At 71.0% G+C, this 22,652-nt stretch carries 22 protein-coding genes; 9 read left to right on the forward strand and 13 right to left on the reverse strand.

The genetic code is table 11. The features are described from left to right. The first annotated feature begins 102 nt into the window (after positions 1-102). Positions 103-1,554 carry a hypothetical protein gene (locus AC3EO4_RS33695; protein WP_431899421.1) on the forward strand — a complete coding sequence of 484 codons (1,452 nt, stop codon included), beginning with the start codon at positions 103-105 and terminating at the stop codon, positions 1,552-1,554. Positions 1,555-1,679: 125 nt separating this feature from the next. Here the strand turns inward: AC3EO4_RS33695 and AC3EO4_RS33700 are convergent, their stop codons facing one another. Next, the gene (locus tag AC3EO4_RS33700; protein ID WP_379570137.1) at positions 1,680-3,086 is read right to left on the reverse strand and encodes an aminotransferase-like domain-containing protein; all 1,407 of its coding nucleotides are present in this window, start codon (positions 3,084-3,086) and stop codon (positions 1,680-1,682) included. On the opposite strand from AC3EO4_RS33700, the gene AC3EO4_RS33705 reads away from it, so the two are divergent. Next, on the forward strand, positions 3,085-4,374 hold the full coding sequence (locus AC3EO4_RS33705) for an MFS transporter (protein WP_431899423.1): 1,290 nt from the start codon (positions 3,085-3,087) through the stop codon (positions 4,372-4,374). The two genes, AC3EO4_RS33700 and AC3EO4_RS33705, sit on opposite strands and share 2 nt — an antisense overlap. Before the next feature lie 97 nt (positions 4,375-4,471). On the opposite strand, the gene AC3EO4_RS33710 is transcribed toward AC3EO4_RS33705, so the two are convergent. Next, complete coding sequence (locus AC3EO4_RS33710) at positions 4,472-7,582, reverse strand: bifunctional cytochrome P450/NADPH--P450 reductase (protein WP_431899425.1); 3,111 nt, start codon at positions 7,580-7,582, stop codon at positions 4,472-4,474. Positions 7,583-7,634: 52 nt separating this feature from the next. Here AC3EO4_RS33710 and AC3EO4_RS33715 point away from each other — a divergent pair, with 52 nt between their 5' ends. Further along, the gene (locus AC3EO4_RS33715; protein ID WP_379570131.1) at positions 7,635-8,219 is read left to right on the forward strand and encodes a TetR/AcrR family transcriptional regulator; all 585 of its coding nucleotides are present in this window, start codon (positions 7,635-7,637) and stop codon (positions 8,217-8,219) included. Positions 8,220-8,226: 7 nt separating this feature from the next. On the opposite strand, the gene AC3EO4_RS33720 is transcribed toward AC3EO4_RS33715, so the two are convergent. The 8 genes from AC3EO4_RS33720 to AC3EO4_RS33755 are packed head-to-tail and all read right to left on the reverse strand — an operon-like array spanning position 8,227 to position 16,462. Further along, positions 8,227-9,219 carry a CU044_5270 family protein gene (locus AC3EO4_RS33720; protein ID WP_431899427.1) on the reverse strand — a complete coding sequence of 331 codons (993 nt, stop codon included), beginning with the start codon at positions 9,217-9,219 and terminating at the stop codon, positions 8,227-8,229. After that, positions 9,219-9,809 carry an RNA polymerase sigma factor gene (locus AC3EO4_RS33725; protein WP_379570127.1) on the reverse strand — a complete coding sequence of 197 codons (591 nt, stop codon included), beginning with the start codon at positions 9,807-9,809 and terminating at the stop codon, positions 9,219-9,221. The genes AC3EO4_RS33720 and AC3EO4_RS33725 overlap by 1 nt, the downstream gene beginning before the upstream one ends. A gap of 53 nt (positions 9,810-9,862) precedes the next feature. Further along, positions 9,863-9,991: a hypothetical protein gene (locus AC3EO4_RS33730; protein WP_431899428.1), complete on the reverse strand. Its 129-nt coding sequence runs from the start codon at positions 9,989-9,991 to the stop codon at positions 9,863-9,865. A gap of 55 nt (positions 9,992-10,046) precedes the next feature. Continuing rightward, positions 10,047-10,979 (reverse strand): dihydrodipicolinate synthase family protein, encoded by a 933-nt coding sequence (locus AC3EO4_RS33735; RefSeq protein ID WP_431899429.1) that lies wholly within the window; start codon positions 10,977-10,979, stop codon positions 10,047-10,049. Further along, entirely contained in the window at positions 10,976-11,965 is a 990-nt protein-coding gene (locus AC3EO4_RS33740; protein WP_431899431.1) for an ABC transporter ATP-binding protein, read from the reverse strand. The genes AC3EO4_RS33735 and AC3EO4_RS33740 overlap by 4 nt, the downstream gene beginning before the upstream one ends. Further along, on the reverse strand, positions 11,958-13,892 hold the full coding sequence (locus AC3EO4_RS33745) for a dipeptide/oligopeptide/nickel ABC transporter permease/ATP-binding protein (protein WP_431899432.1): 1,935 nt from the start codon (positions 13,890-13,892) through the stop codon (positions 11,958-11,960). The genes AC3EO4_RS33740 and AC3EO4_RS33745 overlap by 8 nt, the downstream gene beginning before the upstream one ends. Further along, positions 13,889-14,830 (reverse strand): ABC transporter permease, encoded by a 942-nt coding sequence (locus AC3EO4_RS33750; protein ID WP_488186368.1) that lies wholly within the window; start codon positions 14,828-14,830, stop codon positions 13,889-13,891. Before AC3EO4_RS33750 ends, AC3EO4_RS33745 begins: the two co-directional genes overlap by 4 nt. A gap of 24 nt (positions 14,831-14,854) precedes the next feature. Next, positions 14,855-16,462, reverse strand: a complete 1,608-nt coding sequence (locus AC3EO4_RS33755) for an ABC transporter substrate-binding protein (protein WP_379570115.1) — start codon at positions 16,460-16,462, stop codon at positions 14,855-14,857. A gap of 139 nt (positions 16,463-16,601) precedes the next feature. Here AC3EO4_RS33755 and AC3EO4_RS33760 point away from each other — a divergent pair, with 139 nt between their 5' ends. After that, positions 16,602-17,318, forward strand: a complete 717-nt coding sequence (locus AC3EO4_RS33760) for a FadR/GntR family transcriptional regulator (RefSeq protein WP_379570113.1) — start codon at positions 16,602-16,604, stop codon at positions 17,316-17,318. A gap of 67 nt (positions 17,319-17,385) precedes the next feature. Here AC3EO4_RS33760 and AC3EO4_RS33765 read toward each other — a convergent pair whose 3' ends face one another. Then, positions 17,386-17,817, reverse strand: coding sequence for a nuclear transport factor 2 family protein (locus AC3EO4_RS33765; protein ID WP_431899436.1), 432 nt, complete (start codon positions 17,815-17,817; stop codon positions 17,386-17,388). 118 nt (positions 17,818-17,935) lie between these two features. Between AC3EO4_RS33765 and AC3EO4_RS33770 the strand changes: the two genes are divergently transcribed. The 4 genes from AC3EO4_RS33770 to AC3EO4_RS33785 all read left to right on the forward strand — a co-directional run bounded on the left by AC3EO4_RS33770 (position 17,936) and on the right by AC3EO4_RS33785 (position 20,728). Further along, complete coding sequence (locus tag AC3EO4_RS33770) at positions 17,936-18,424, forward strand: nucleoside deaminase (RefSeq protein ID WP_379570110.1); 489 nt, start codon at positions 17,936-17,938, stop codon at positions 18,422-18,424. After that, a complete protein-coding gene (locus tag AC3EO4_RS33775; RefSeq protein ID WP_431899437.1) occupies positions 18,421-19,053 on the forward strand; it encodes a DsbA family oxidoreductase in 633 nt (210 codons plus the stop codon). Before AC3EO4_RS33770 ends, AC3EO4_RS33775 begins: the two co-directional genes overlap by 4 nt. Before the next feature lie 222 nt (positions 19,054-19,275). Then, entirely contained in the window at positions 19,276-20,073 is a 798-nt protein-coding gene (gene ppk2 / locus AC3EO4_RS33780; RefSeq protein WP_379570104.1) for a polyphosphate kinase 2, read from the forward strand. Positions 20,074-20,155: 82 nt separating this feature from the next. Further along, complete coding sequence (locus tag AC3EO4_RS33785; RefSeq protein WP_431899439.1) at positions 20,156-20,728, forward strand: hypothetical protein; 573 nt, start codon at positions 20,156-20,158, stop codon at positions 20,726-20,728. A gap of 51 nt (positions 20,729-20,779) precedes the next feature. Here the strand turns inward: AC3EO4_RS33785 and AC3EO4_RS33790 are convergent, their stop codons facing one another. Next, positions 20,780-21,025, reverse strand: coding sequence for a hypothetical protein (locus tag AC3EO4_RS33790; RefSeq protein ID WP_379570100.1), 246 nt, complete (start codon positions 21,023-21,025; stop codon positions 20,780-20,782). Between the two features lie 35 nt (positions 21,026-21,060). Then, positions 21,061-21,852 (reverse strand): SDR family oxidoreductase, encoded by a 792-nt coding sequence (locus tag AC3EO4_RS33795; protein WP_379570098.1) that lies wholly within the window; start codon positions 21,850-21,852, stop codon positions 21,061-21,063. A gap of 71 nt (positions 21,853-21,923) precedes the next feature. Between AC3EO4_RS33795 and AC3EO4_RS33800 the strand changes: the two genes are divergently transcribed. Next, complete coding sequence (locus tag AC3EO4_RS33800; protein ID WP_431899442.1) at positions 21,924-22,541, forward strand: TetR/AcrR family transcriptional regulator; 618 nt, start codon at positions 21,924-21,926, stop codon at positions 22,539-22,541. Positions 22,542-22,652: the final 111 nt, after the last annotated feature.

The raw sequence follows: 22,652 nt of genomic DNA on the forward strand, positions 1-22,652 counted from the left end.
TCGGATGATCCGGCGGTCCTGAGACGGCCACAAGTCAGATACCAGTGGGACTCCAGTGACGCCGCGTACGTTGTGCCCTTCTCGCTAGAAAGGCACAACCCCATGAAGAGGACAGCGTTGCTGCTGGGCGTACTCTTGCTCGGCGGGCTGCTGGCTCCCCCTGCCGTGGCCGCGCCGGCCGTCGACGTGACGGTCACCAAGGTCAAGGCCACCCCCTCGAAGCGCTCCGGCGCCTGCCCCACCACGCTCGGCTTCTCGGCGACCTTGGCCGCCAAGGGCCGCGGAACCGTTCGCTATCGCTGGGTGCGTGGCGACGGGTCCAAGGGAGCGATCAGGAGCTTCACGGTCAGCGGTGGCCGGAAGGTCGTGGTCAGGGACCGGCTGACGTTCGAGGAGTCCGTGACGGGCTGGCAGGCCGTCGAGGTCCTCGGCCGCGCAGGCCTGTCGCGCAAGGCCCACTTCAGCGTCCGCTGCGACGGCCCGGCCCAACTGTACGACGCGACCCACCTGCTTCCCGCTCGCGCGAGCGGGCCGCTCGTCGCCGCCGCGGACGTGGACGTCACGCCGCCGGCCTACAACGGCGTCTGCCCGGCGATCGTGCGCTTCACCGGCACCGTCCAGGTGTCCAGGACTCCGGCCCGCGTGGCGTACCGGTGGGTCGACAGCGCTCAGGGGGAGGGGCCCGTGGAGTACCTCGATTTCCCCGCGGGCGGCCCTCGCCTCAGGCAGGTCACGCTGCCGCTCACCGTGGGCAGCTCCACCAGCGGATGGAAGGCCATCCAGGTGACGGCAGGGCACGACTCCGGCCGCGCCGCCTACCAGGTGACCTGCACGGGCGTCTCGCCGGAGCCCGGGCCAGGCTCCACCCCCCGTCCCACGCAGTCCACCCCAGGCCCGAAGCCGACGGAGCCGCCGAAGCCGAAGCCCGTGGTCACCATCCCGGAGATGTCTCCCGGCGACTACGAGGGCACCTGCACGGCGCCCGTCCAGTACAACGCCTGGGGCCACCTCCAACTGCCCGCCGGACCCGCGGTCACGATCACCTACTGGTGGATCCTGGACGGCACGCCCTGGAAGAAGCAGCAGGTCGACATCCCGGCCGACAACGGCACGCGCGTCCAGTACGTACTCGGCACGTTCTCGCTGGGCGACCAGCAGTCCGGGACCCACACCCTCGGGCTCATGGTCGAAGGCGGGCCATCCGAGCCCGCCGAGCGGACGTTCGTCCTCAAGTGCCTGGCCGAGTCCCCGGCCGTCGCCGTGCGCATCGACAAGATCGACCACTACGTCAGCTACCCCGACCCCGGCTGCGCCGAGTCGCCGCGGGTCGCGGTGGACGTGACGCTGACCCTGGACCGCGCCGGTGAGGTGGAGTACCGCTGGACTGTCGGCGGGCGCTCCTTCGAGCTCAAGAAGGCCCTCGGCAAGGGGACGACCAGGATCGTCGGCGGGACGCATCAGGTGGCCGTCAGCGGCACCGCCCGCTTCGAGGTGCTCAACCACAACAAGCCGGTGAAGGAGATCTCCTACACCGTGAAGTGCCCGCCGAAGTAGCCGGGACCTGCCGGCGCCCCTGCCCGAAGGGCGGGGGCGCCTTCCCAGTGGGCTGGGCCTGACCTGCTCGGCGTCCGGGCGACGTGATCACGCCGCCCGGACCATCGCGTCGCAGGACCCGTCCTTCACGACCCGTCGCGGACCGCGGCGCCGAGGCGGCGGGCGCCCTCGACCAGTTCGGCGGTGTCGGCGGCGGCCGCGAAGCCGAGCCGCAGGTAGGCGCCAGGCGGTTCGGCGGGGAAGTAGCGGCCGCCGGCGTTGACGGCCACGCCGTAGGCGCGGGCGGCGTCGGCCATCACGGCGTCCTGGCTTCCCTGCGGGAGCTCGACCCACAGGTGGAGCCCGCCCGAGGGGAACCCGGTCAGCGTCCATTCGGGGACCTCGCGGGCGAGTGCGTCGGCGAGCACCGCGCAGCGCTCCCGCAGCGCCGCCGACAGCTCCCGCAGGTGCCGGTCCCACGCAGGGGTGCTCACCAGCTCGACGGCCGCCTCCTGCAGGGGCCGGGTGACGAAGAAGTCGTCGACGAACCGCATGCCCTGCAGCCGCCGCATGACAGGGCCCCTGGCGATCACCGCGCCGATGCGCAGGCTCGGCGACGCGGGCTTGGTCAGCGACGTGACGTGCACCACCGTGCCGTCGCGATCGTCGGCCACCAGCGGGCGCGGCACCTGCCTGCTGTGGCCGAGGTGCCTGGCGAAGTCGTCCTCGATGAGGAAGGCGCCGGCGGCGCGGGCCACGTCGACGACCTGGCCGCGCCTGGCGGGCGCGAGCACGGTGCCGGTCGGATTGTGGAACGTCGGCTGGCAGTACAGCAGGCGGGCGCCCGTCATGGCGAACGCGTCGGCCAGCAGGTCGGGCCGGATGCCCTCGTCGTCCATGGGGACGGGCACGGGACGCAGCCCAGCCGCTCTCGCCGCGGCCAGCGCGCCGGGGTAGGTGGGCGACTCCATCAGGACAGGGCTGCCGGGTGCGGCGATCGCCCTGAACAGCATCGACAGGGCGCCCTGCCCGCCTCCGGTGATGAGGACGTCGTCGGGGTTCACCCCGCCGCCCGCCGGCCTGGCGAAGATCGCGCGAAGCGGGGCGAGCCCTGCCGTCGGCGCGCGGTGCCACGCGTCGGGGCGGCGCGCGGCCCGCGCCAGCGCGGCGCCCAGCGCCCTGGTCGGCTGGAGCGACTCGTGCAGGTAGCCGCCCGCCATCGCGATCCCACCCTCGGGAAGGGGCTGGACGGCCTCGGCGGCGTTGGCCGTGTCGAAGTCGCGTCCGGCCAGCGCCACCGCCTGCCAGGACATGTCGGGCAGCTCGCCTGTTCCCCTGCCGGAGCGGTGGGCCACGTAGGTGCCGCTGCCCGGGCGGGTGACCACGGCGCCCTCGGCGGCCAGCGCGGCGATCGCCCTGGCGACGGTGCCGGGGCCGACCTTGAAGCGCTGGGTCAGCTCCCTGCTGGTCGGCAGGCGGTCGCCCGGCGACAGCCCGGCCAGCAGCCCGCGCAGGCTGGTGACCAGATCGGCGGAAGTGCTACTGTCTGACATGAAACCACATGGTAGCGCTTCTACAGGTAGACCAGAACCGCTGCTGGAGCGCAGCCTCTGGCGGGACCGCGACTTCCTCACCTTCTGGATCGGCGAGACCGTGTCGCTGCTCGGCGCCCAGGTGACGAACCTGGCGTTACCGCTCGCCGCCATCCTCGCCTTCGACGCCACCGACGAGCAGGTGGGGATCCTGCGTTTCCTCCAGCTGGCCCCTTACCTCGGGCTCGCCCTGCTGATCGGAGTGTGGAGCGACAGGGCCAGGCGCAAGCCGCTCATGCTCGCCGCCAACCTCGCCAGGATGACCCTGCTCGCCCTCGTGGTGCTTCTGTACTGGTGGCAGGCGCTGAACCTGGTCACGCTGATGGTCATCGCGTGCGCCATCGGCGTCGCGTCGGTCGTGTTCGACGTGAGCTGGATGTCCTACGTGCCGGTCCTGGTCAGGAGCCCGAAACGCTACGTGGAGGCAGGCGCGAAGATGAGCATCAGCTCCTCCGCCGCCGACGTGGCGGGTCCCGGCGTCGCGGGCATGCTGGTCTCCGCCCTGACCGCGCCGGTGGCGCTGGTCGTGGACGCCTTCTCCTACGCCCTCTCGGTGGTCTCGCTGCTGCTGATCCGCACGCCCGAGCCCCGGCCGCGCCCCGCCGCCAGGCGGCACGCGCTGACCGAGTTGCGCGACGGCCTGCGCTGGGTGTTCGGCGACCGGGTGCTGCGCGCGCTGGCGCTCATCGGCTTCTGCTGCAACTTCTCCATGGTCACCGTGTGGACGATGTTCCTCCTGTACGGCACGCGCGACCTGCACCTGTCCTCCACGACCCTCGGCGGCGTCTTCGCCATGGCCTCGGTCGGCGGCCTCGTCGGCGCGGCGATCTCGGGCAGGGTCATCGGCCGGTTCCCGATCGGCCGCGTCTACCTGGTCGCCCAGTCGGCCCTGCTTCTCGGTCCTGCGCTGATCGTGCCGGCCGCCGGACCGGAGCCGGTGATGATCGGGATGTTCGTGCTGTCCTTCTTCACCACCTACCTCGGGCTCGGCGTCGCGGGCGTCATCATCGTCAGCCTGCGCCAGGCCCTCACCCCTCAGTCGATGATGGGGCGGATGACGGCGGTGTTCAGAACGCTGCTGTTCGGCGGCGGGGCGCTCGGCGGGCTGTCGGCGGGACTGCTGGCCGGGCACGTCGGAGCCAGGGCCGCGCTGACCATGGCCGCGGCCGGCTCGGCCCTCGTCGTCGTCGGGCTCGTCGCCTCCCCCGTCACCAGGCTGCGCGCGCTGCCGTCCGCGACGGAGGAGTGATCCGCGAGAGGAAGCCGGCCCCGTGGCGGTCGGCCTGTGGTCGTGCGAGGCCGGCCGCGGGACGACCGGCCACCACGTGCGGGCCGCCTGTCCCGGATCAGGCGAACACGTCCTGCTGGTAGCGGCCCTGCCGCTCGAGTCCGGCCAGCCAGGCTTCGCCGTCCGCGCCCGTCTTCTCGCGGTGGATCTCCAGCAGCGCCCGCCGTACGGCAGGCGCCATGCGCAGCCCGTCACCGCAGACGTAGACGTGCGCGCCCCGCTGGAGCAGTTCCCACACCGCGTCGGCCTGCGCCGCGACGGCGTCCTGGACGAAGCGGTAGGGGTGGCCGGGTACGGCCGAGAACGCGGTGTGCAGGCGCACCCCCTCGGCCGCCGCCCACGCCTCCACCTCCTGCCGGTACAGCAGGTCATGGTCGGGGTGGCGGCAGCCGGTGAACACCTCGGCCCTGCCGGCGGCCCCGGTCAGGGCCCGCTGCTCCAGGAACCCGCGCAGCGGCGCGAACCCCGTCCCTGGACCGACCAGGATGACCGGCGTGCTCGGGTCCTCCGGCAGCCTGAACGGCGGCGCGGGCACCCTGATGTAGCCGTAGAAGACCTCGCCCTCGGCCAGCCCCGCCAGGTAGGCCGAGCACATGCCGCGGTAGGCGCCGCTGCCGGACCACGCGGGTCCCTCCACCAGGCCGACGGTGATCCGCACCCGGCCCGGCTCGGCCAGCGGCGAGGAGGAGATCGAGTAGTAGCGCGGCCTGATCGGCCCCGCGAGTTCCAGGAACACCGCCAGCGGCAGCTCCACCGCGGGGAAGCGCTCCAGCAGCGTGAGCACCGACAGCCGCTTGGCGAGCACCTCGTCGGCGTAGGTGGCCGACAGCTCGGCCAGCTGTCCCGTGGTCCATGGGCAGCCGGTGTGGGCGGCCAGCGCGTCCAGGTCGGCGCGCGTGGCCACCTCCTGCAGTTCGGCGAACTCGGTGAGCAGCAGGCCGGCCGTCACCGGCGTGTCCACGGGCAGGTGGGTGGGGCCGTGCGCGCGCAGCCTGACGACCTGGTCCCTCGGCACCCGCAGGGTGCGCAGCGCCCACTCGACGAGCTCGGGGTCGTTCTTGGCGAACACCGCCAGGTGGTCGCCCGGCTCGTAGGCGACGCCCTCGGGCAGTTCGGCGACGATCGAGCGCACGCCGGGCCGCGGCTGCTCGACGGAGAAGTCCCACAGCCCCTCGGGGTCGCCGGTCAGCTCCTCGTTGACGACGACCTTCAGCGGCACCGCCCTGGCCGACACGACGGCGGGCCTGACCTCCGCCTCGGTGAGCACGTCCATCTCGTAGCGCTGTCCCGCGTCGGCGGCCGACGCGCTGTACTCCTCGGCCATCGCCGCCCACAGCTTCGCCGTCCAGGCCGACACGTCGCCGTCGAAGTCGCCGTCCGCGTCCGCCTCGCCCCGCTCGACGAGCGGAACGGCGCCGGCCGCGGTGAGCTTGCCGAAGGCGCGGCGCGGGAAGTCCTGATAGGTGGGCCACTGGGTGTTGCCGCAGCCGAGCAGCGCCAGCCGTACCCCGGACAGGTCGGGCAGCTCCTCCAGCGCGTCGAAGCGCTGGGCGTTGTCGGGCGCCTTGCCGTTGTAGGACGAGGCGATCACCAGCAGCAGGCCCTCGGCCGGCGGCTGGAGCTCGTCCAGCGTCGTCAGCGTGACGCTGAAGCCCGACCGGCCCGCCCGCTCGGCGAATCGTTCGGCGAGGTCCTGGCAGGTGCCGAGGTTCGAACCGTAGGCGACGGTGAGCGGCACGCCGGTGACCGCGACGTCCTGCTGCTCGGCCTGCTCGACGGGTTGCGCGACGGCCGCGGCGCGCTCGTGTGCCCTGCGCTCACGGACCCTGATCGTGAACTCGTCAGGCTTGAGAGTGAGCGTCTGCTTGATCTTCATCCGGTAGACGGAGGGGTCGGAGATCGCGAAGCGGCGCAGGATCATCGCCAGCGCGAGCCGTGCCTCGGTCAGCGCGAACTGGCGCCCGATGCAGGCCCGCTCGCCGTTGCCGAACGGCTTGTAGCCGCCCGGGTGGTGCTGTGCCTTCTGCTCGGGCAGCCAGCGGTCGATGTCGAACTCGTCCGGCCGCTCCCACGCCTTCGGGTTCCTGTGCAGCGGCGGCAGGAGCACGACGACCGGCTGGTCCTTGGCCACGGGGTAGCCGCCGATGCTGTCGTCGGCGAAGGCGTTCACGGCGAACGCGGGGATGGGGGACCAGATCCTCAGCGTCTCCTCCAGGATCCGCGGGATCACGTCCAGCTTCATGACGGTCTCGTAGGAGGGCGGCTCGTCGCCGGGCAGCAGCCTGTCCACCTCGTCGTACGCCAGGGCCAGCGCGTGCGGGTCGCGCAGCAGGTTGTACAGGGCGAACGACAGCAGGCCGCTGGTCGTCTCGTGTCCCGCGATGAGGAAGGTGAGCACCTGGTTCCGGATGTTCTCGTCCGACAGCCGCTCGCCGCTCTTCGGGTCGGAGGCCTCCAGCATGAGGCCGAGCAGGTCCTTGGCGCCGCCCGCTCCCGTGGACCGGCGCTGCCTGATCACGTCGTCGACGAGGTCGCGCATGACCTTGATGTCGTGCTGGTAGGCCTCCTCGTTCTTGCGCTTGAGCTTGGTGACGAAGGGAAGCTGCCGGTTGCGGTGCATGGCCTCGGTCAGCGCGCCGCCCATCGCCCGCAGGAACGGGTGCAGCTCGGGGGAGTCGAACGAGTTGAACCGGTAGCCGAACCCGGTCAGCGAGATGACGTCCAGCGTGAGCCTGGTCATGTCGTCCGGCACGTGCAGGTCCTCGCCCTGGCGCCGGCTCCATGAGGCGATGAGCTGCTCGGCCACCTCGAGCATCTGCGGGTAGTAGGCCTTCATCGAGCGCTGGCTGAACGCGGGCATCAGGATGCGGTGCGCGTGGCCCCAGACCGGCTCGTCGTGCCTGGCGGTGAACAGTCCGTCGCCGGCGAAGTCGCGCACGATCGACAGCGGAGGGTTGATGCCCTTGTAGAAGCGGGTCTCGTCGCACACCTCCGCCACCAGATCGGGGTCGTGGACGAACACGACCCTGCGGCCGACGAGGTCGAGCTGGAAGATGCCCTCGTCGTACCTGCCTGCCATCTCTTCCAGGAACAGGATGGGGGCTCGGCTCGGCATCTGCAGCGTGTTGCCGAGCAGCGGCAGTCCTTGCGGGGCGGGAATCGCCTTCATGAGTGCTCCATGCGTAGCCATACACCGTATGGCTGACGCTACCATACGCTGTATGGCAGTGAGCGCACGGAGGGGCACACCCCTGACGGTCGAGGAGATCAGGTCCACCGCACTCCGGCTGATCGAGGCGGGCGGCGTGGAGTCCCTGTCGATGCGCAAGCTCGCCGCCGAGCTCGACGTCAACCCGATGTCGCTCTATCACCACGTGGCGAACAAGACGGAGCTCATCAGGGAGGTCTGCCTCGGCAACGTCGCCCCGTTCCTCGGCCTGCCGCCCGATGACGGCAGGCCGTGGCAGGACCAGCTCCGCGCGCTCGCCCACGCCTATCGCAGGCTGGCCCGCACCCAGCCCGCCCTGTGGACGTACGTGCACAACCATCCTGAGGTCATCGAGCCGAAGGAGGGCGGACTGTGGGACGTGCTGTTCAGGATCATGCCCGCGGCGGGCGTGCCGGAGGACAAGCGGTGGCGGACCGCGGATGTGCTGCACGGGTTCGTCTCCGGACTCCTGCTGGCCGAGACGCTCGGGCACATCTCCGCCGACCAGGCGGACGAGACCTACGAGACCGCCATCGAGATGATCATCAGGGGCCTCCCGGAGCATCGCATGGCCGATCCCGCTCCCGAAGGCCCCTGAGGCTTCGCTAGGGGCGGTCGCCCGGCTTGTCGACGACCCCGACCCCGAGCTGCGCGGTCCATCCCATGATGGAGCCCGGCTTCACCAGGCCGATCCCCTGGTTGTGGTACTGCTCCGTGAGCGTCTCGCTGTAGGTTCCGAGGAACCTGAAATCCTCCGAGCTCAGAATGATCTCGAGGCGCTCCGTCTCTCCCGCGAAGGCGAAGGCGACCCCGGCGCGGCCCGCCGCGTCGACGGCGTCCTGCTTGAGCGTCACCCCCTCGATCATCGGCAACGCGCGGAACAGCGCGGCACGCGCCTCGGGCGTGAGCGGCTCCTGGCTCATGAGGTTGAGGATCGCCTGGAACACCAGCTGCTGCTTGGAGGCGTCGCCCCCGAACGGGGACGCAGGGGCCTTCTCGACGATCTCCGTCACCTTCGCGAGCACCCCCTCGGGAGTGACGGGCTCCTGGGCGAGGTCGGCGCCCGAGACGCGGGGGACGTCCTCCACGACGTCTTCGAAGTCCTGGACGATCTGCTCGATGGCGATCTTGCCCGTCTCGTCGATGTACGCCGTCTGCCTGCCGTCCAGGCTGTCCCAGCCTTCCACGGTCTCGCGCTTGACCGGATCCATCTCGGGCCGCGGCTCGGAGATCTGTGTGGCGCGCGTGATCTTCCAGTAGCGCCACTGGCCCGGCGAGGGAACGACACCGTCGGGGTCGGCCTCGGAGGCCTCGGCTGCCCGCTCGCCGAGTTCCTGGACGCTGGCGACGGTGACGGTGGCGGGATGGTCGGCGCCGCGCACGACGGTCATGCCCCCGGCGATCGCCACCGCCGCCGCGGCGGCGAGGCCGAGCCGCCACGCCAGGCGCGGCCGTCTGCGCCGCTTCACCGATGCCGGCGCAGGTGCCAGTGCCAGGGCCGGATCGCGCATCTCCCTCAGCAGCCGGCTGCGGGCCGCGTCCTCCGCCTCACGCGTCATCACCGGCGTGGATCCGCGGAACTGTCTGATCTCGTCCATCACGCGACCTCTCTCGTCGGATCGGCGCCCCCGAGGGCGGCCCTGGTCTTCCTGCGCGCCCTGTGCAGACGCGAGCGGACCGTGCCGATCGGCACGCCGAGCGCCTGAGCCACCTCCTCGTAGGCCAGGTCCTCCCAGGCCACGAGCAACAGCACGTCACGATCGCCCTGGGACAGGCCCGCCAGCGCCCCCGCGATGCGGCGGTCCTCCTCCTGCGCGGCGACGCGGCCGATGACCGTGTCGGCCATCGGCTCGGGTAGCGGGTCCATCCCTGTACGGCTCAGCGCGCGAAGGAAGCGCTCCTCGTCGCGCCGATGCCTGGCCATGAGGGTGGTCGCGATGCCGTACAGCCACGGCCTGGCCAGCGGCTGCGTGACGTCGTAGGCCGCGCGGCGGCGGAAGGCGATCAGGAAGGTCTCGGCCGCGATGTCGTCGGCCACCTGGGTGCCGAGTCGCCTGGCGACGTAGCGGTGGATCTGCCGGACATAGCGGTCGAACAGCGTCGCGAACTGTTCGGGGTCGTCATGGGACCGGCGGATCAGCTCGGCGTCGTCCGCCTCGACCGTCTCCGCCGGTGGTGTTCGTGTCATGCCTGCTGTCTCCCGATGGAAGCGATCGGGTTCTCACAGCAGAACATTGTGTGTCAGGCGGGGGTGATGACCGGACTCTCCTGCCGCTTGAGGCGGGCCGTGCAGTACACGCCGACCAGCGAGATCGTGATGAGCAGGCCCGCGACGGTCGTACCACTCGATCGAGGTGCCGAGGTCCTCATGCCCTGGACGGGGCCCTCGCCGACGCCGTGGCGGCCGAGATCCGCCGACGGCGGCCTACAGCAGGCCGGCCGCGGCCAGGAGCATGCCGATCTGGGCGACCTCGTCGTCGTTCAGGGGGACCTGCGGCAGGGCGGTGGCCGGGCAGTCGATGACCCCCCGCAGATGCAGCGCCGCCTTGAAGGCGCCCAGGCCGGAGGAGCTGCCGCCCATGCGCGCGCCGCCCACCTGGATGATCTCGAAGAGGCGGACCAGCCGCTCCTGCTCCTTCCTGGCCGCCTCCCAGTCTCCTTGCGCCGCCGACCCGAACAACCGGACGTAGCCGTGCGGGTCCACGTTGCCCAGCCCCGGCACCACGCCGTCGGCGCCCATCCACAGCGCCGAGTCGACGGTCACCTCGGAGCCGGTCAGCACGCTGAACGGCGCCTTCCTGCCCATGATGACCTGGCGCAGGCCGCCGTCGTCACCGCTGGAGTCCTTCACTCCCGCCAGCGCGCCCTCGTCCGCCAACTCCAGCAACAACGACGCGCTCAGCTTGGTGTGCACGGAGACCGGCAGGTCATAGGCATAGACCGGTACCTCCGCCGCGTCCGCGATCATCCGGAAATGGGTGCGGATCTCGGTGGGATGGGTGCGCGTGTAGAACGGCGCCGTGGCCACCACCCCTGCCGCGCCCGCCTCGACGGCCACACGGACGTGTTCGAGCACCCGTGGTGTGGTCATGTCGATCACTCCGGCCAGCACGGGCACCTGCCCGCCCACGTGCCCCGTCACCGTGTCGAGCACGACCTTGCGCTGCGCGTCCGGCAGGTAGGCGACCTCCGACGAGGAGCCGAGCACGAACAGGGCGTCCACCCCGCCCGCGAGGAGATGGTCGACCAGCCGGGTGAGCGAGGCGGTGTCCACCTGATGATCGGGGGTCAAGGGGGTGCACACCGGGGGGATCACCCCGGTCAATGTCGCGGACCCGGCGATATCGGATGTCGTCATGCGCGCTCCTGGATCAGTTCGAGGTCGGTCGCTCCCGCCGCCACCGGGTGGTGGCAGTGGAACAGGTGGTCGTCATCGCTTCGAGCGGCGGGCCACGCGGCCCCGCACACCTCGTCCGCCCGCCAGCAGCGGGTGCGGAAGGGGCAGCCGCTCGGCGGCCTGGTCGCCGACGGCACCGAGCCGACCAGCGGAATCGGGTTGATCGGCGAGATCAGTCCCGGCGTGGCCGAGAACAACGCCCTGGTGTACGGATGCCGCGCCCGCAGGGGTACGGCATGGGCGGGCGTCTGCTCGACGATCCTGCCGAGGTACATGGTGACCACGCGGTCGCTCATCCTGCGCACCGTCTGGATGTCGTGCGAGACGAACACCAGCGCCAGCCCGAGGCGTTCCTTCAGGTCGAGCAGCAGGTTGAGTATCTGCGCCCGCACCGACACGTCGAGCGCGCTGGTGGGCTCGTCGGCGATGAGCAGCGTGGGCTCGAGGGCGAGCGCCCTGGCCACGGCCACACGCTGGCGCTGCCCGCCGGACAGCTGGCTGGGCAGCACGTCGGCGACGCTCGCGGGCAGGCCGACCAGGTCGAGCAGCTCCCGCACGCGGGCGTCGCGCTCGGCAGGGGTGCCGCGCCTGTGCACGTCGAGCGGGTCGCGCAGCACCTGCCTGATCGGCAGCCGCCGGTTCAGCGCCGTGGAAGGGTCCTGGAAGATCATCCCGATGCTGGAGCCGACCAGTGCCCGCCGCTCCGACTCCTTCAGCGACCACAGATCCCTGCCGAGGAAGGAGACCGTCCCCGACGTGGGCCGCTGCAGCCCGACCAGCACCTTGGCCAGCGTCGACTTGCCGCAGCCCGACTCGCCCACGACGCCCACGGTCTCGCCGCGGCCGATGGTCAGGTCGGCGGCGGTCAGCGCGTGGACGCGATCGCGGGAGAACACTCCGCCCGAGCGCGCCTTGTGCACGACGTGCACGTCCTTCAGCTCAAGCATGTCGCTCACTTCCCACGAGGACGACCGCCGGATGGTGGCAGGCCACGGTGTGCAGGCCGGCGTCGCCCTCCAGCGCCGGGGCTTCGGTCCTGCACACCTGCGTGGCCATCGGGCAGCGATCGGCGAACCGGCATCCTGCGGGGAAGTCGGCGGGCGAGGGGACCACGCCGCGGATCTGCGTGAGCCGCTCGGCCCCCGACTCCAGCGACAGCACCGAGCCGAGCAGGCCGCGCGCGTAGTGGTGGGCGGGCGCGGCCACCAGGGTCGCGGTCGCCCCCGCCTCGACGATCTGCCCGCCGTACATGACGACCACCCGGTCGGTGACGTCGGCGACCAGCGCGAGGTCGTGCGAGACGAGGATGAGCGCGAAGCCCAGCTCCTCCCTCAGCTTCAACAGCAGCTCGATGACCTGCGCCTGGACCGTCACATCGAGCGCGGTGGTGGGCTCGTCGGCGACGATCAGCTTGGGGTCGCGCGACAGCGCCATCGCGATGAGCACCCGCTGCCGCTGGCCGCCGGACAGCTCGTGCGGGTAGGAGGAGAGGGTCCTGCGCGCGTCCAGGCCGACCAGCTCCAGCAATGCGGCGGGCGAGCGGCGGCCGCCACGGCGGGTGACCTGCTTGAGCTGGGCCTTGATGGTCATGGCCGGGTTCAGCGACGACAGCGCGTCCTGGTAGATCATCGCCATGTCGTGGCCGAGCAGCCGCCTGCGCGAGGTTCGTGACATCGTCAGGAGCGGCCTGCCGTCGAAGACGATCTCGCCGTTGACGCGCGCGTTGCGCGGTTGCAGGCCCATGACGGTCAGCGCCGTGAGCGACTTGCCGCAGCCCGACTCGCCGACCAGGCCCAGCACCTCGCCACGCCGGACGTCGAAGGAGATGCCGTCGACGATGTCCACGCCCGCGTCGAACGCGATCCGCAGGTCGCGCACGGTCAGGATCGGCGGCCCCTGCGGCAGCGGGCGGGCGCGCTCGGCCAGCCTGAGCGCGGCCTCGGCCAGCCCCGGCAGCTCGGTGAGCTGGCCCGTGCCGGGCTCGGCCTGCTCGAAGGCGTCGTCCTTCCTGGTGGACGCCTTGCGGGTGGCGGGGGCGGCCCACGCGTCGGAGATGCCCTCGGACAGGATGTTCAGCGCCAGCACGGTGACGAGGATCAGCAGGCCGGGAAAGACCGTGGCCCACCAGCCGCCGAGCAGCACCAGGTTCTTGCCGTCGGCGATGACGCTTCCCCACGAGGGGTTCGGCGGGCGCACGCCCGCGCCGATGAACGACAGCGACGCCTCGAACACGATCGCGTCGGCCACCATCACCGTGCAGAACACCAGTACGGGCGCCGCGCAGTTGACGGCGACGTGCCTGATGAGGATGTGCGGGGTGCGGGCGCCGATGATCCGTTCGGCGGCCACGTAGTCCTCGCCGTACTGCGCCAGCACGTTGGCCCGCACGACCCTGGCCACCGACGGCATGTAGAGGAAGGCCATCGCCATGACCAGCACGGGGATGCTGCCGCCGAACACGGCCACCAGCACCGCGGCCAGCGCGATTCCTGGAAAGGCCATGATCACGTCGAGCACCCGCATGATCGTCTCGTCGGCCGCCTTCCGGGAGGTGGCGGCGACGGCGCCGATGACGGCGCCCGCCACCAGGGCCAGCGCCGTGGCGCCGAGGCCGATGATCAGCGACCACCGCGCGCCGTACAGGAGCCTGGACAGGATGTCGCGGTTGGCGCTGTCGAGTCCCATCCAGTGCTCGGCGGAGGGGCCGCCGCCGGCGGTCTCCTGGAAGTACGGCGAGTGCGGCGCGATCAGCGGCGCGAGTACGGCCGCCAGTACCACCAGCGCGATGATCGCGACCGCCGCCCACGAGAGCGGCCGCAGCCGCCTGAAACCCACGTCGCGTCCGGACAGGCGGTCCGCCAGTCCTCGTCTCATGAGGCGCTCCTGAGCCGGGGGTTGACCAGCAGGTAGAGGACGTCGACCACGAGGTTGACGACCATGAAGCCGACGGCGATGGTCAGCACCACGCCCTGGACGACCGCGGGGTCGCCGTCGCGCACCGCGTTGATCATGAGCTGGCCCATGCCGGGCAGGCCGTAGATCTGCTCGATGACGACCGTGCCGCCGATGAGGTAGCCGATGCGCAGGCCGAGCACGGTCAGCGGGTTGATCAGGGCGTTACGCAGCACGTTCCTGCCGACCACCACGATCGGCGGGAGCCCGCTGCCGATCGCGGTGCGCACGTAGTCCCTGTCCAGCTCCTCCACCATCGAGGTCCGGATGATGCGGGTGAGCTGGGCGGCCACCGGCAGAGACAGCGACAGGGCGGGCAGCGTCATCGACCGCAGCCAGCCGCTCACGGAGTCGGCGGGATTGATGTAGCCGCCGGTCGGGAACAACCCCTCGCCCACGGCCAGCCACTGGATCATCAGCAGCGCCAGCCAGAACGCCGGGGCCGCCACCCCGACCAGCGACACCATGCGGATCAGCTGGTCGGGCCAGCGGTCCCTGAACAACGCGCCCGTGACGCCGAACACCAGCGCGAGCACGACCGCCACGGTCAGGCCGAGGAAGGTGAGCTGGAGGGTCAGCGGCAGCGCCGTCGTGACCGACTCGATCACCGGCTTCTTGGTCAGGACGCTGGTGCCCATGTCGCCCTGGAGCAGGTCGGCGACGAAGCGGAGGTAGCGCACGGGCAGCGGGTCGAGCAGGCCGTTCTCCAGCTGGAACTGGCGGATCTGCTCGGCGGTCGGGTTCGCGCCCTGGAAGTAGGCGTACTCCGGCTTGCTGTTGGAGAAGCGCATCACGACGAACACGAACGCGACGACGCCGAGCAGCAACGGGACCAGGATGAGGACCCGCCTGACGAGCATTCTGGCGATGAGGACCATGGCGGCTCAGACGCGCTTGGCCTGGAGCATGTTGATGCCCGGGTACGGCTGCGCGCGGACGCCCGACAGCTTCTTCGGATCCCAGGCGGTCATCAGCTCGGTGTGGACGACGGGGTAGAGCACGGCCTGCTCGGCGATGACGTCCAGGTAGGCGTGGACCGCCTCGGTCTTCTTGGCCTTGTCGGGCTCCTCGGTCGCCTTGTCCATCATCGCGAACAGCGCCTTGGCGTCCTTGCCGCCGTCGTAGTGGGCGTACTTCATCCAGAGCCCGCCGGCCACGTAGTTGTAGCGCATGATCAGGTCGGGGTCCATGCCGAACTGGTTCGGGTTCGAGGCCGCCGCGACCACCTGGTAGTCCTGGAACTGGTCCATCTTGGTGAACAGCGCCGCGGTGTCCTGCGGCTCCAGCGTGGTCTTGACGCCGATGGCCTCCCACGACGAGGCGATGGTGGGCAGGCAGTCGACGATCCAGCTCACGTTGACGGACATGAGGTTGATCGTCAGGTTGGTGACGCCCGCCTCCTTGAGCAGCGCCTTGGCCTTGTCGGGGTCGTAGTCGTAGACGACCGAGGCGCGCTTGTGGTCGGGGTGGCCCTCGTTGAGGAAGGAGCTGGAGGCGGTGCCGTGGCCCTTCAGCGCCACGTCGATCATCTTCTTCTTGTCGATCGCGTAGTGCAGCGCCTGCCGGACGCGGACGTCGTCGAACGGCTTGGTGCCGGTGTTGAACATCAGGAACATGTGGTTCATGCCGGCGCCACCCTCGACCGTCAGCCCCTGCTGCTTGAGCTGCTCGACGTTGGCGTACGGGATGTTGTCGGCGATCTGCGCCTCCGCCGAGCCGCCGGAGATCTTGGCCACCCTGGCGGCGGCGTCCACGATCGTCAGCCAGTTCATCTTCTTGGCGGTGGCGGGACGCGGCCCGTTGTAGTCGGCGAACGCCTCGAAGGAGGTGTTCGACTTGGGGTTGTGCGCGGTCTGCCGGTACGGCCCCGAGCCGACGGCCTTGCCGCTCTTGGCCGCGTCCCAGGCGCCGGGCTGGCTGAAGACGTGCTTGGGCATGATCTTGGCGATGGTCAGCCTGGGCGCGGCGTCGGGGAACGGGAACTTGAAGACCAGCTCCACGTTGCGGTCGTCGATCTTCTTGACCTCCTGCAGCCAGGACTTGAAGAAGTTGCCGACCAGCACGTTGGCCTCGGGGTCGAGGACCCTCTCGAAGGTGAAGATCACGTCGTCGGCGGTGACCGGCCGGCCGTCGTGCCACTTCGCGCCCTCGCGCAGGGTGAACTTCCACGAGGTGGCGTTCACGTCGGCGGGCAGCGCGGTCGCCAGCGCGGGGTACGGCTCCCGGGTGATCGGGTCGGTGTCGAGCAGGCCTTCGTAGATGTGGCTGATGCCGGCCATCGCGAAGGCGGAGGCGGTCTGCGTCGGGTCCCAGCTCTGGTCGTTGCCGTACCCGATGACAGCGGTGATCAGGTCCTTGTTCGTTCCCGAGCCGACCGAGCCGGTCGAGGCGGGGCCTCCGCTGCAGGCGGAGAGGGTGGCCGCGATGAACGCCGCCGCACCCGTAGCTCCGCTGTAACGCAGGAAGTCGCGGCGGCTGAAATCAGAGCTCACGGATTCCTCCTGGGGGGTAGAACGTGGGACATCCCATGTCCTATGTTTGCGGTAAGTGGACGCTAGATGGCAACCCTGCTTGTGGTCAACACTCGATTTCCGGAATGTTACGCAAGGGCCTATGAGAGAGGAATTCTTCATGACCGCTGTCCCGCGCGCGCGGCTGAGCCGTGCGGTCGAGGCCCAGGAGGGCGTCAAGGACCTCATCCTCAAGCGCGGGCTGGTGGCGGGGGACCCGCTGCCCACCGAGTCGGAGCTCATGGAAGAGCTGAGCGTCAGCCGTAACTCGGTCAGGGAGGCGCTCAAGGCGCTGCAGGCCGTCGGGATCGTCGAGATCCGCCACGGGTTCGGGATGTTCGTGGGCCGGATGTCGCTGTCAGGCCTGGTTGACGAGCTGGCCTTCCACAGCCGCATCACCCTGCAGGACGGCAGGAACCACCTGGCCCACCTGGTGGAGATCCGCGAGATCCTCGAGGCGGGCCTGGTCCAGCGGCTCATCGACCTCGGCCCCGAGGCGGACCTGACCTCGGTCGCCGACGTCATCGCCCGCATGGAGGCCGAGGCCGCGGTGGGCGTCGTCTCTCCGGAGACCGACAGGCTCTTCCACGACCTGCTCTACCGGCCGCTCGGGAACCCGCTGGTCAGCCAGTTGCTCGGCGCGTTCTGGGACGTCTACCACCAGCTCCGCGACCGCCTCGGTGCGCCGGACGAGCCCTCGGACGACGTGGCCAGGAGGCACCGCGACATCTACGCGGCCGTGCTGGCCGCCGACAGGACGGCCGCGGACGCGGCGGTCCACGCTCACTTCGACGGGGTCCGCAACCGCCTGGAGCGCATGGACCGCACCACCGCCTGACGGGTCCACCATCCCGCGCCCGCGTCGCGGCACCGCTTCCTGGGCGCGGACGCCGGGATGGTGGGGCTCAGCGGTCGTTCACGGCGAACGCCTGCGCGACGGCCAGGCTGTCCTCGTAGACGTGATGCCGGGTCACCAGGCCGTCCTCGATCGTGAGGTGCAGGGCGAACCGCGAACGGTAGGCCCGCCCCGTCGACCGTGCGGCCTGGCGGATCTCGCCGAGCACGACCGCGTCGTCGCCGTCCACCAGGATCCGCTCGATCTCGGTGGCGACCTGCTCGGGCAGGTGGTGCTCACCGAGCTGCCGATAGTGCTCCGCGGCGTCGGCGCGCGAGGACCGGTGGCGGATCCACGGGGTCTCGGCCCTGCCGTGCTCGGCCTCCGGCCAGTCCAGTTTCCAGTCGCAGCCGTCGGCGTACAGCTCGGCGACGCGCTCGGGGTCGCCCGCGCCGATCCTGCGCAGAAGCTCCTCCACCACGGCGCGCGTGGATGCGGTCATGACTGGCCCCCTCCGGTCTGCTCTATCGGGACGCCTATTCTCGCCATGCCAGGCGCGGCACCGCGATTACCCCGGAGGTAGGCGTGCGACCGCGGCACCCTTGGTTTACGATAGCAATATGCATGTACAAGCAATGAATGCCACGAACCCCTCCTGGCTGCCGGCGCGGCTCGCCGAAACCGTCGACCTGGCCACCGTCGAGGTGGAGGCGGGCGGGATTCCGTTCGCAGGCCTCGTCGTCGCGGCCGACGGCACCGTCCTCGGCACCGGCGTCAACCGGGTGCGCGCCCATCGCGACCCCACCGCTCACGCCGAGATCGTCGCCATCCGCGACGCCGCCGGCCGCCACGGGCTGCGCGCCGTCGCCGGCGCCACGCTGCTGGCCTCGGGTGAGCCGTGCCCGCTCTGCTACACCGCCGCACTGTGGTCGGGCATCGGCAGGGTCGTCTTCGCCGCCGACCGGCACGCCGCAGCGGAGGCGGGCTTCGACTACGTCTCGTCCTACAGCCTGTTCGCCGTCCCGACCGAGCAGTGGGACATGCCCGCCGAGCACATGCCGATCCCCGGCGCCGACACCCCCTTCACGATCTGGAGAAACCCCCGATGAGCGTCCACCTGCGAGTCTGGTCCGACTATGTGTGCCTGTTCTGTCTGCTGGCGAAGAAGCCCATCGACGAGGCCGTCGCGGGGCTGGACGTCGAGGTGGAATGGATGCCGTTCGAGCTGCGCGCCGAGCCGAGCCCGACGCTGCGACCCGAGGGCGACTACCTGCAGAGCGTGTGGCGCAGGGCGGTCTACCCGATGGCGCGCCGGATGGGCGTCGCCATCCATCTACCCGACGTGTCGCCCCAGCCGTACACCAGGCTCGCCTTCGAGGGCTACCAGTACGCCAGGGAGCACGGGCTCGGCGGCGCCTACAACGACCGGCTGCTGCGCGCGTTCTTCCAGGAAGGGCTGGACATCGGGGACGTGGAGATCCTGACCGGGCTGGCCGCGGAGCTCGGCCTGCCCGCGGCCGACTACCGCGGCGCCCTCACCACCGGCGCGTACGGCGAGGCGCACAGGGCCGCGCTCGCCGAGGCCGGAGCCCACGAGATCACCGTCGTCCCGACCATTCTCATCAACGGGCGCCACCGCGTCGAGGGCGTCCCCGACACCGCGGCGCTGCGCAGGGCGATCGAGGACGCGCTGCCATGGCCACTCACGGGCGCGGCATGCGGGACCGACGGCTGCTGACCTGCGCGGCGCCTGACCGCGTCACACACGGTCGGCGGCAGAATCGGCCCGCCGCTTCTTCTCCCGCGGTCCCGCGCTCGTCACCGCCCGCGCGGGACGGGGGTTCACGGGAACGCCGAAGGCGGCCAGGCGGCTGACCGACGTGTCGGGAGGGATGCTGCTCGCCGTGGCGGCCATGACGCTCAGCGCCCGCTGAGGTCGCTCCGTCTACCATCCGAAGGCATGGGACGGGACAGGCTGCCGGGCAAGCTGTACAGGAAAGAGCTCCTCCGCCTGCAGGGCGAGCTGGTGAAACTCCAGGAGTGGGTGCGCGCCGAGGGGCAGCGGGTCGTGGTCATCTTCGAGGGACGCGACGCGGCGGGCAAGGGCGGCACGATCAAGCGGGTGGCCGAGTACCTCAACCCGCGGGTCGCCAGGATCGTCGCGCTGCCCGCGCCCACCGGGCGGGAGCAGTCGCAGTGGTACTTCCAGCGGTACGTGCAGCATCTGCCCGCCGCGGGGGAGATCGTGCTGTTCGATCGCAGCTGGTACAACAGGGCCGGCGTCGAGCGCGTGATGGGCTTCTGCACGCAGGAGGAGTACGCGAGGTTTCTCCATCAGTGTCCGATCTTCGAGCGGTTGCTGGTCGAGGAGGGCATCCTGCTGCGCAAGTACTGGTTCTCGGTGAGCGACGAGGAGCAGGAGCGGCGATTCCACGACCGGCTCGACGACCCGATGCGGCAGTGGAAGCTGTCGGAGATGGACCTGGAGTCGATCACCAGATGGGAGGAGTACTCCAGGGCCAAGGACGAGATGCTCATCCACACCAACATCCCCGAGGCGCCCTGGTACGACGTGGAGAGCGAGGACAAGCGGCGGGCCAGGATCAACATGATCTCCCACCTGCTGTCCACGATCCCCTACGAGCGGGTACGGCGGGCCAGGCTGACGATCCCCGAGCGCCCGCCCTCCACCGGCTACCGTCGCCCGCCGCGCCTGGCCGAGACCCGCGTACCCGATGCGGCCGCCGCACTCGGGTGAGGCGTTGACGCGGCCGCCCCGCGAGACGAGCCTGTGGGCAGGGCGGCCGGGCGGCCGCCGCTCCTCGGCCGGAGGTGGACCCATGGTGGAGACGGCGCTGCGCCGCCTGGGCATGGCCTGCGCGGCGGTCATCGCCGCGGCGTATCTCGCCTACGTCCTGGCCGTCCCGCTGGGACTGGTGCCCGAGGGCGACAGGCTCGGCGTCCCCGAGATCATCCTGGCGCTCGCCCTCCTCGCGGGCGTCTGGCTGTCGGCCTCCTCCTACTCGATCACGGACCTGTCCGTCGGGTCCGGCGGGGTCAGCGCCCGCCTGGCCAGGGCCGAGGCCAGGCAGAGCGCGCTGGAATCCGAGGTCGAGGCGCTGCGGGTGGCGCTGACCGGCGTGGTGACCAAGTACGAGTGGGACCACCTGAGCAAGCTGGCGGGGCAGGAGCCCGCCTGGGTCAGGTTCAGGCAGGACCGCAAACTGCAACTGGAGCTGGAGCGCCTGGACGCGATGGGGTTCATCGAACCGACGGACCTCAGGGGACTGAACGCGATCCCGCAGGACCACGCCGGCCGCGACGAGGAGTTCGACCTCAGGCGTTACGTGACGATCACCGGGGAGGGCAGGGAGTACCTCGCGCTGCGCCGGCGGCTGCACGGCGGCGGCTGAGCCGCCCGTCACTTGCGGCCCGTCGCTTGTCGCCCGCCGGCCTGAGCCGGGTCAGTCCCAGAGGGGCAGCACGGTTCCGGCGCCACGGCTCAGGGCCGCCGCGTAGAGGGCCCGGGCGGCGGCCACGTCCTGAACGGCGGTGCCGGTCGAGTCGAACACGATGATCTCGTCGGCGTCCAGGCGGCCCTTTCCCGTCCCACGCAACGCAGGCGGGGCGGCGAAGGCGTCCTGGACGAGATCGATGTAGTCGGTCGCGTCGAGCAGGCTCTCGACGTCGGTCCGCGTCAGGCTCAGCATGGGCGGTCCTTCCGATTCGGCCGGTCTGGGCCACCCTAACCAGCCTCGACGGTCGCCTCCCCGCGCAGGAGTGCCTCCGCGCCGCCGTCGATGTACAGCACCTGGCCGGTCATGAAGGAGTTGGCCTCGCTCACGGTCCACGCGAGGAGGGAGGCCACGGCGTCGACAGGGCCGGGGAAGCCGAGCGGTTGCGGCATCATGGCCTGGACGGCCTCGGCGGTCGCGGGGTCTTCGAAGACCATGGTCCGGGCGGCGGGGGTGTCGACCACGCCGGGCGCGACCGCGTTGAGCGGGATCCCCGCACCCGCCCAGCCGGGCCCAGGGGCCGTGCGGCGCAGCCAGATGTCGAGCGCCCGTTTGGTGGAGGGGTACACGATCCGTCCCTGGCCTGTGAGGACGGCCGCCTCCGCGGCGGCGGCCGCGGCGCTCTCGTCGTGGGCGAGGCAGGCCCGCACGATCGCCTCGTCCGCGGCGACGATCGCGCTCAGCGAGGAGACGACGGCGGCCCGCGGGCGCGCGGAGGCGGTGAGCAGCGGCCGGAGGCCTTCCAGGCAGGCGATCGTGCCGAAGTAGTTCAGCCGGACCGTGACGGGATCGGCCGCGCCGATGCCGGCCACGGCCACCAGTCCGTCGATCACCCCGTCGGCGGCCGCGGTGACCTCGGCGACGAGCCGGTCCCGTCCTGAGGGCGTGGCCAGATCGGCCGCGACGTCCGCGTCGCGAAGGTCGCATCGGATCACTCTCGCGCCGGTCTTCGTCAGGAGGGTCGCGGTGGCCGCGCCGATCCCCGAGGCGGCTCCGGTGACCACATAGGTGCGCTTGTCCATGGCTCTATGGCTACATCATCTGCATTAGTGCAGTCAATGCATTGATTCATCTCATGTAGTAACGTTGCGGCATGGGGTTGAGGGAACGCAAGAAGCAGCGCACCCGCGAGGCGTTGATCGCGGCGGCGCTGGAACTGTTCGAGAGCGAGGGCTACGAGCGGACCACGGTCGCGCGGATCGCGGCCGACGCCGACGTGTCCACCAGGACCTTCTTCCTTCACTTCCCCACCAAGGAGGACCTGCTCCTGGCCGACACGGAGGAGCGGGTGGCGGCCGGCCTGCGGATCGTCGAGGACCGCCCGCCCGGCGAGCACGCCGCGGACCTCCTCCTGCGAGCGGTCGACGAGATGATCGCCCATGTCGGCGACACCGGGCTGGCCAGCGGCCTGGCCTACACGCGCGTGCGGCTCATCCTGTCGGTTCCCGAGGTGCGTGCGCGGATGCTTCAGCGGCTCGCCGACGCGCAGACGGCGATCGCCGACGCGCTGGGCAAGGCCTATCCCGGCACGCTCGATCCGGTCGCGGCGGCGGCCGTGGTCGGGGCGGTCGTGGGCGCCGTCACCGCGGCCGCCATCGTCACGGTACAGCGGGCCGACCCGCCCGAGCAGGTGGTCGCCGCCATGCGCAGGGCCGCCGAGATCGCGCTCAGTGACATCCGCGGCGCCTACCCCGAGGCGAGGCCGGCCTGAGCCCGTCCCTGCCGGGCAGCGCGAACGCGTGGTCAGCGGCCGATCACGGCGTGTTCGCCGGAGTGGCGAGGTAGTGGAAATGTCGCGGAGAGTAGCCGAACAGGAAATCCT

Source organism: Nonomuraea sp. bgisy101 (assembly GCF_057708945.1).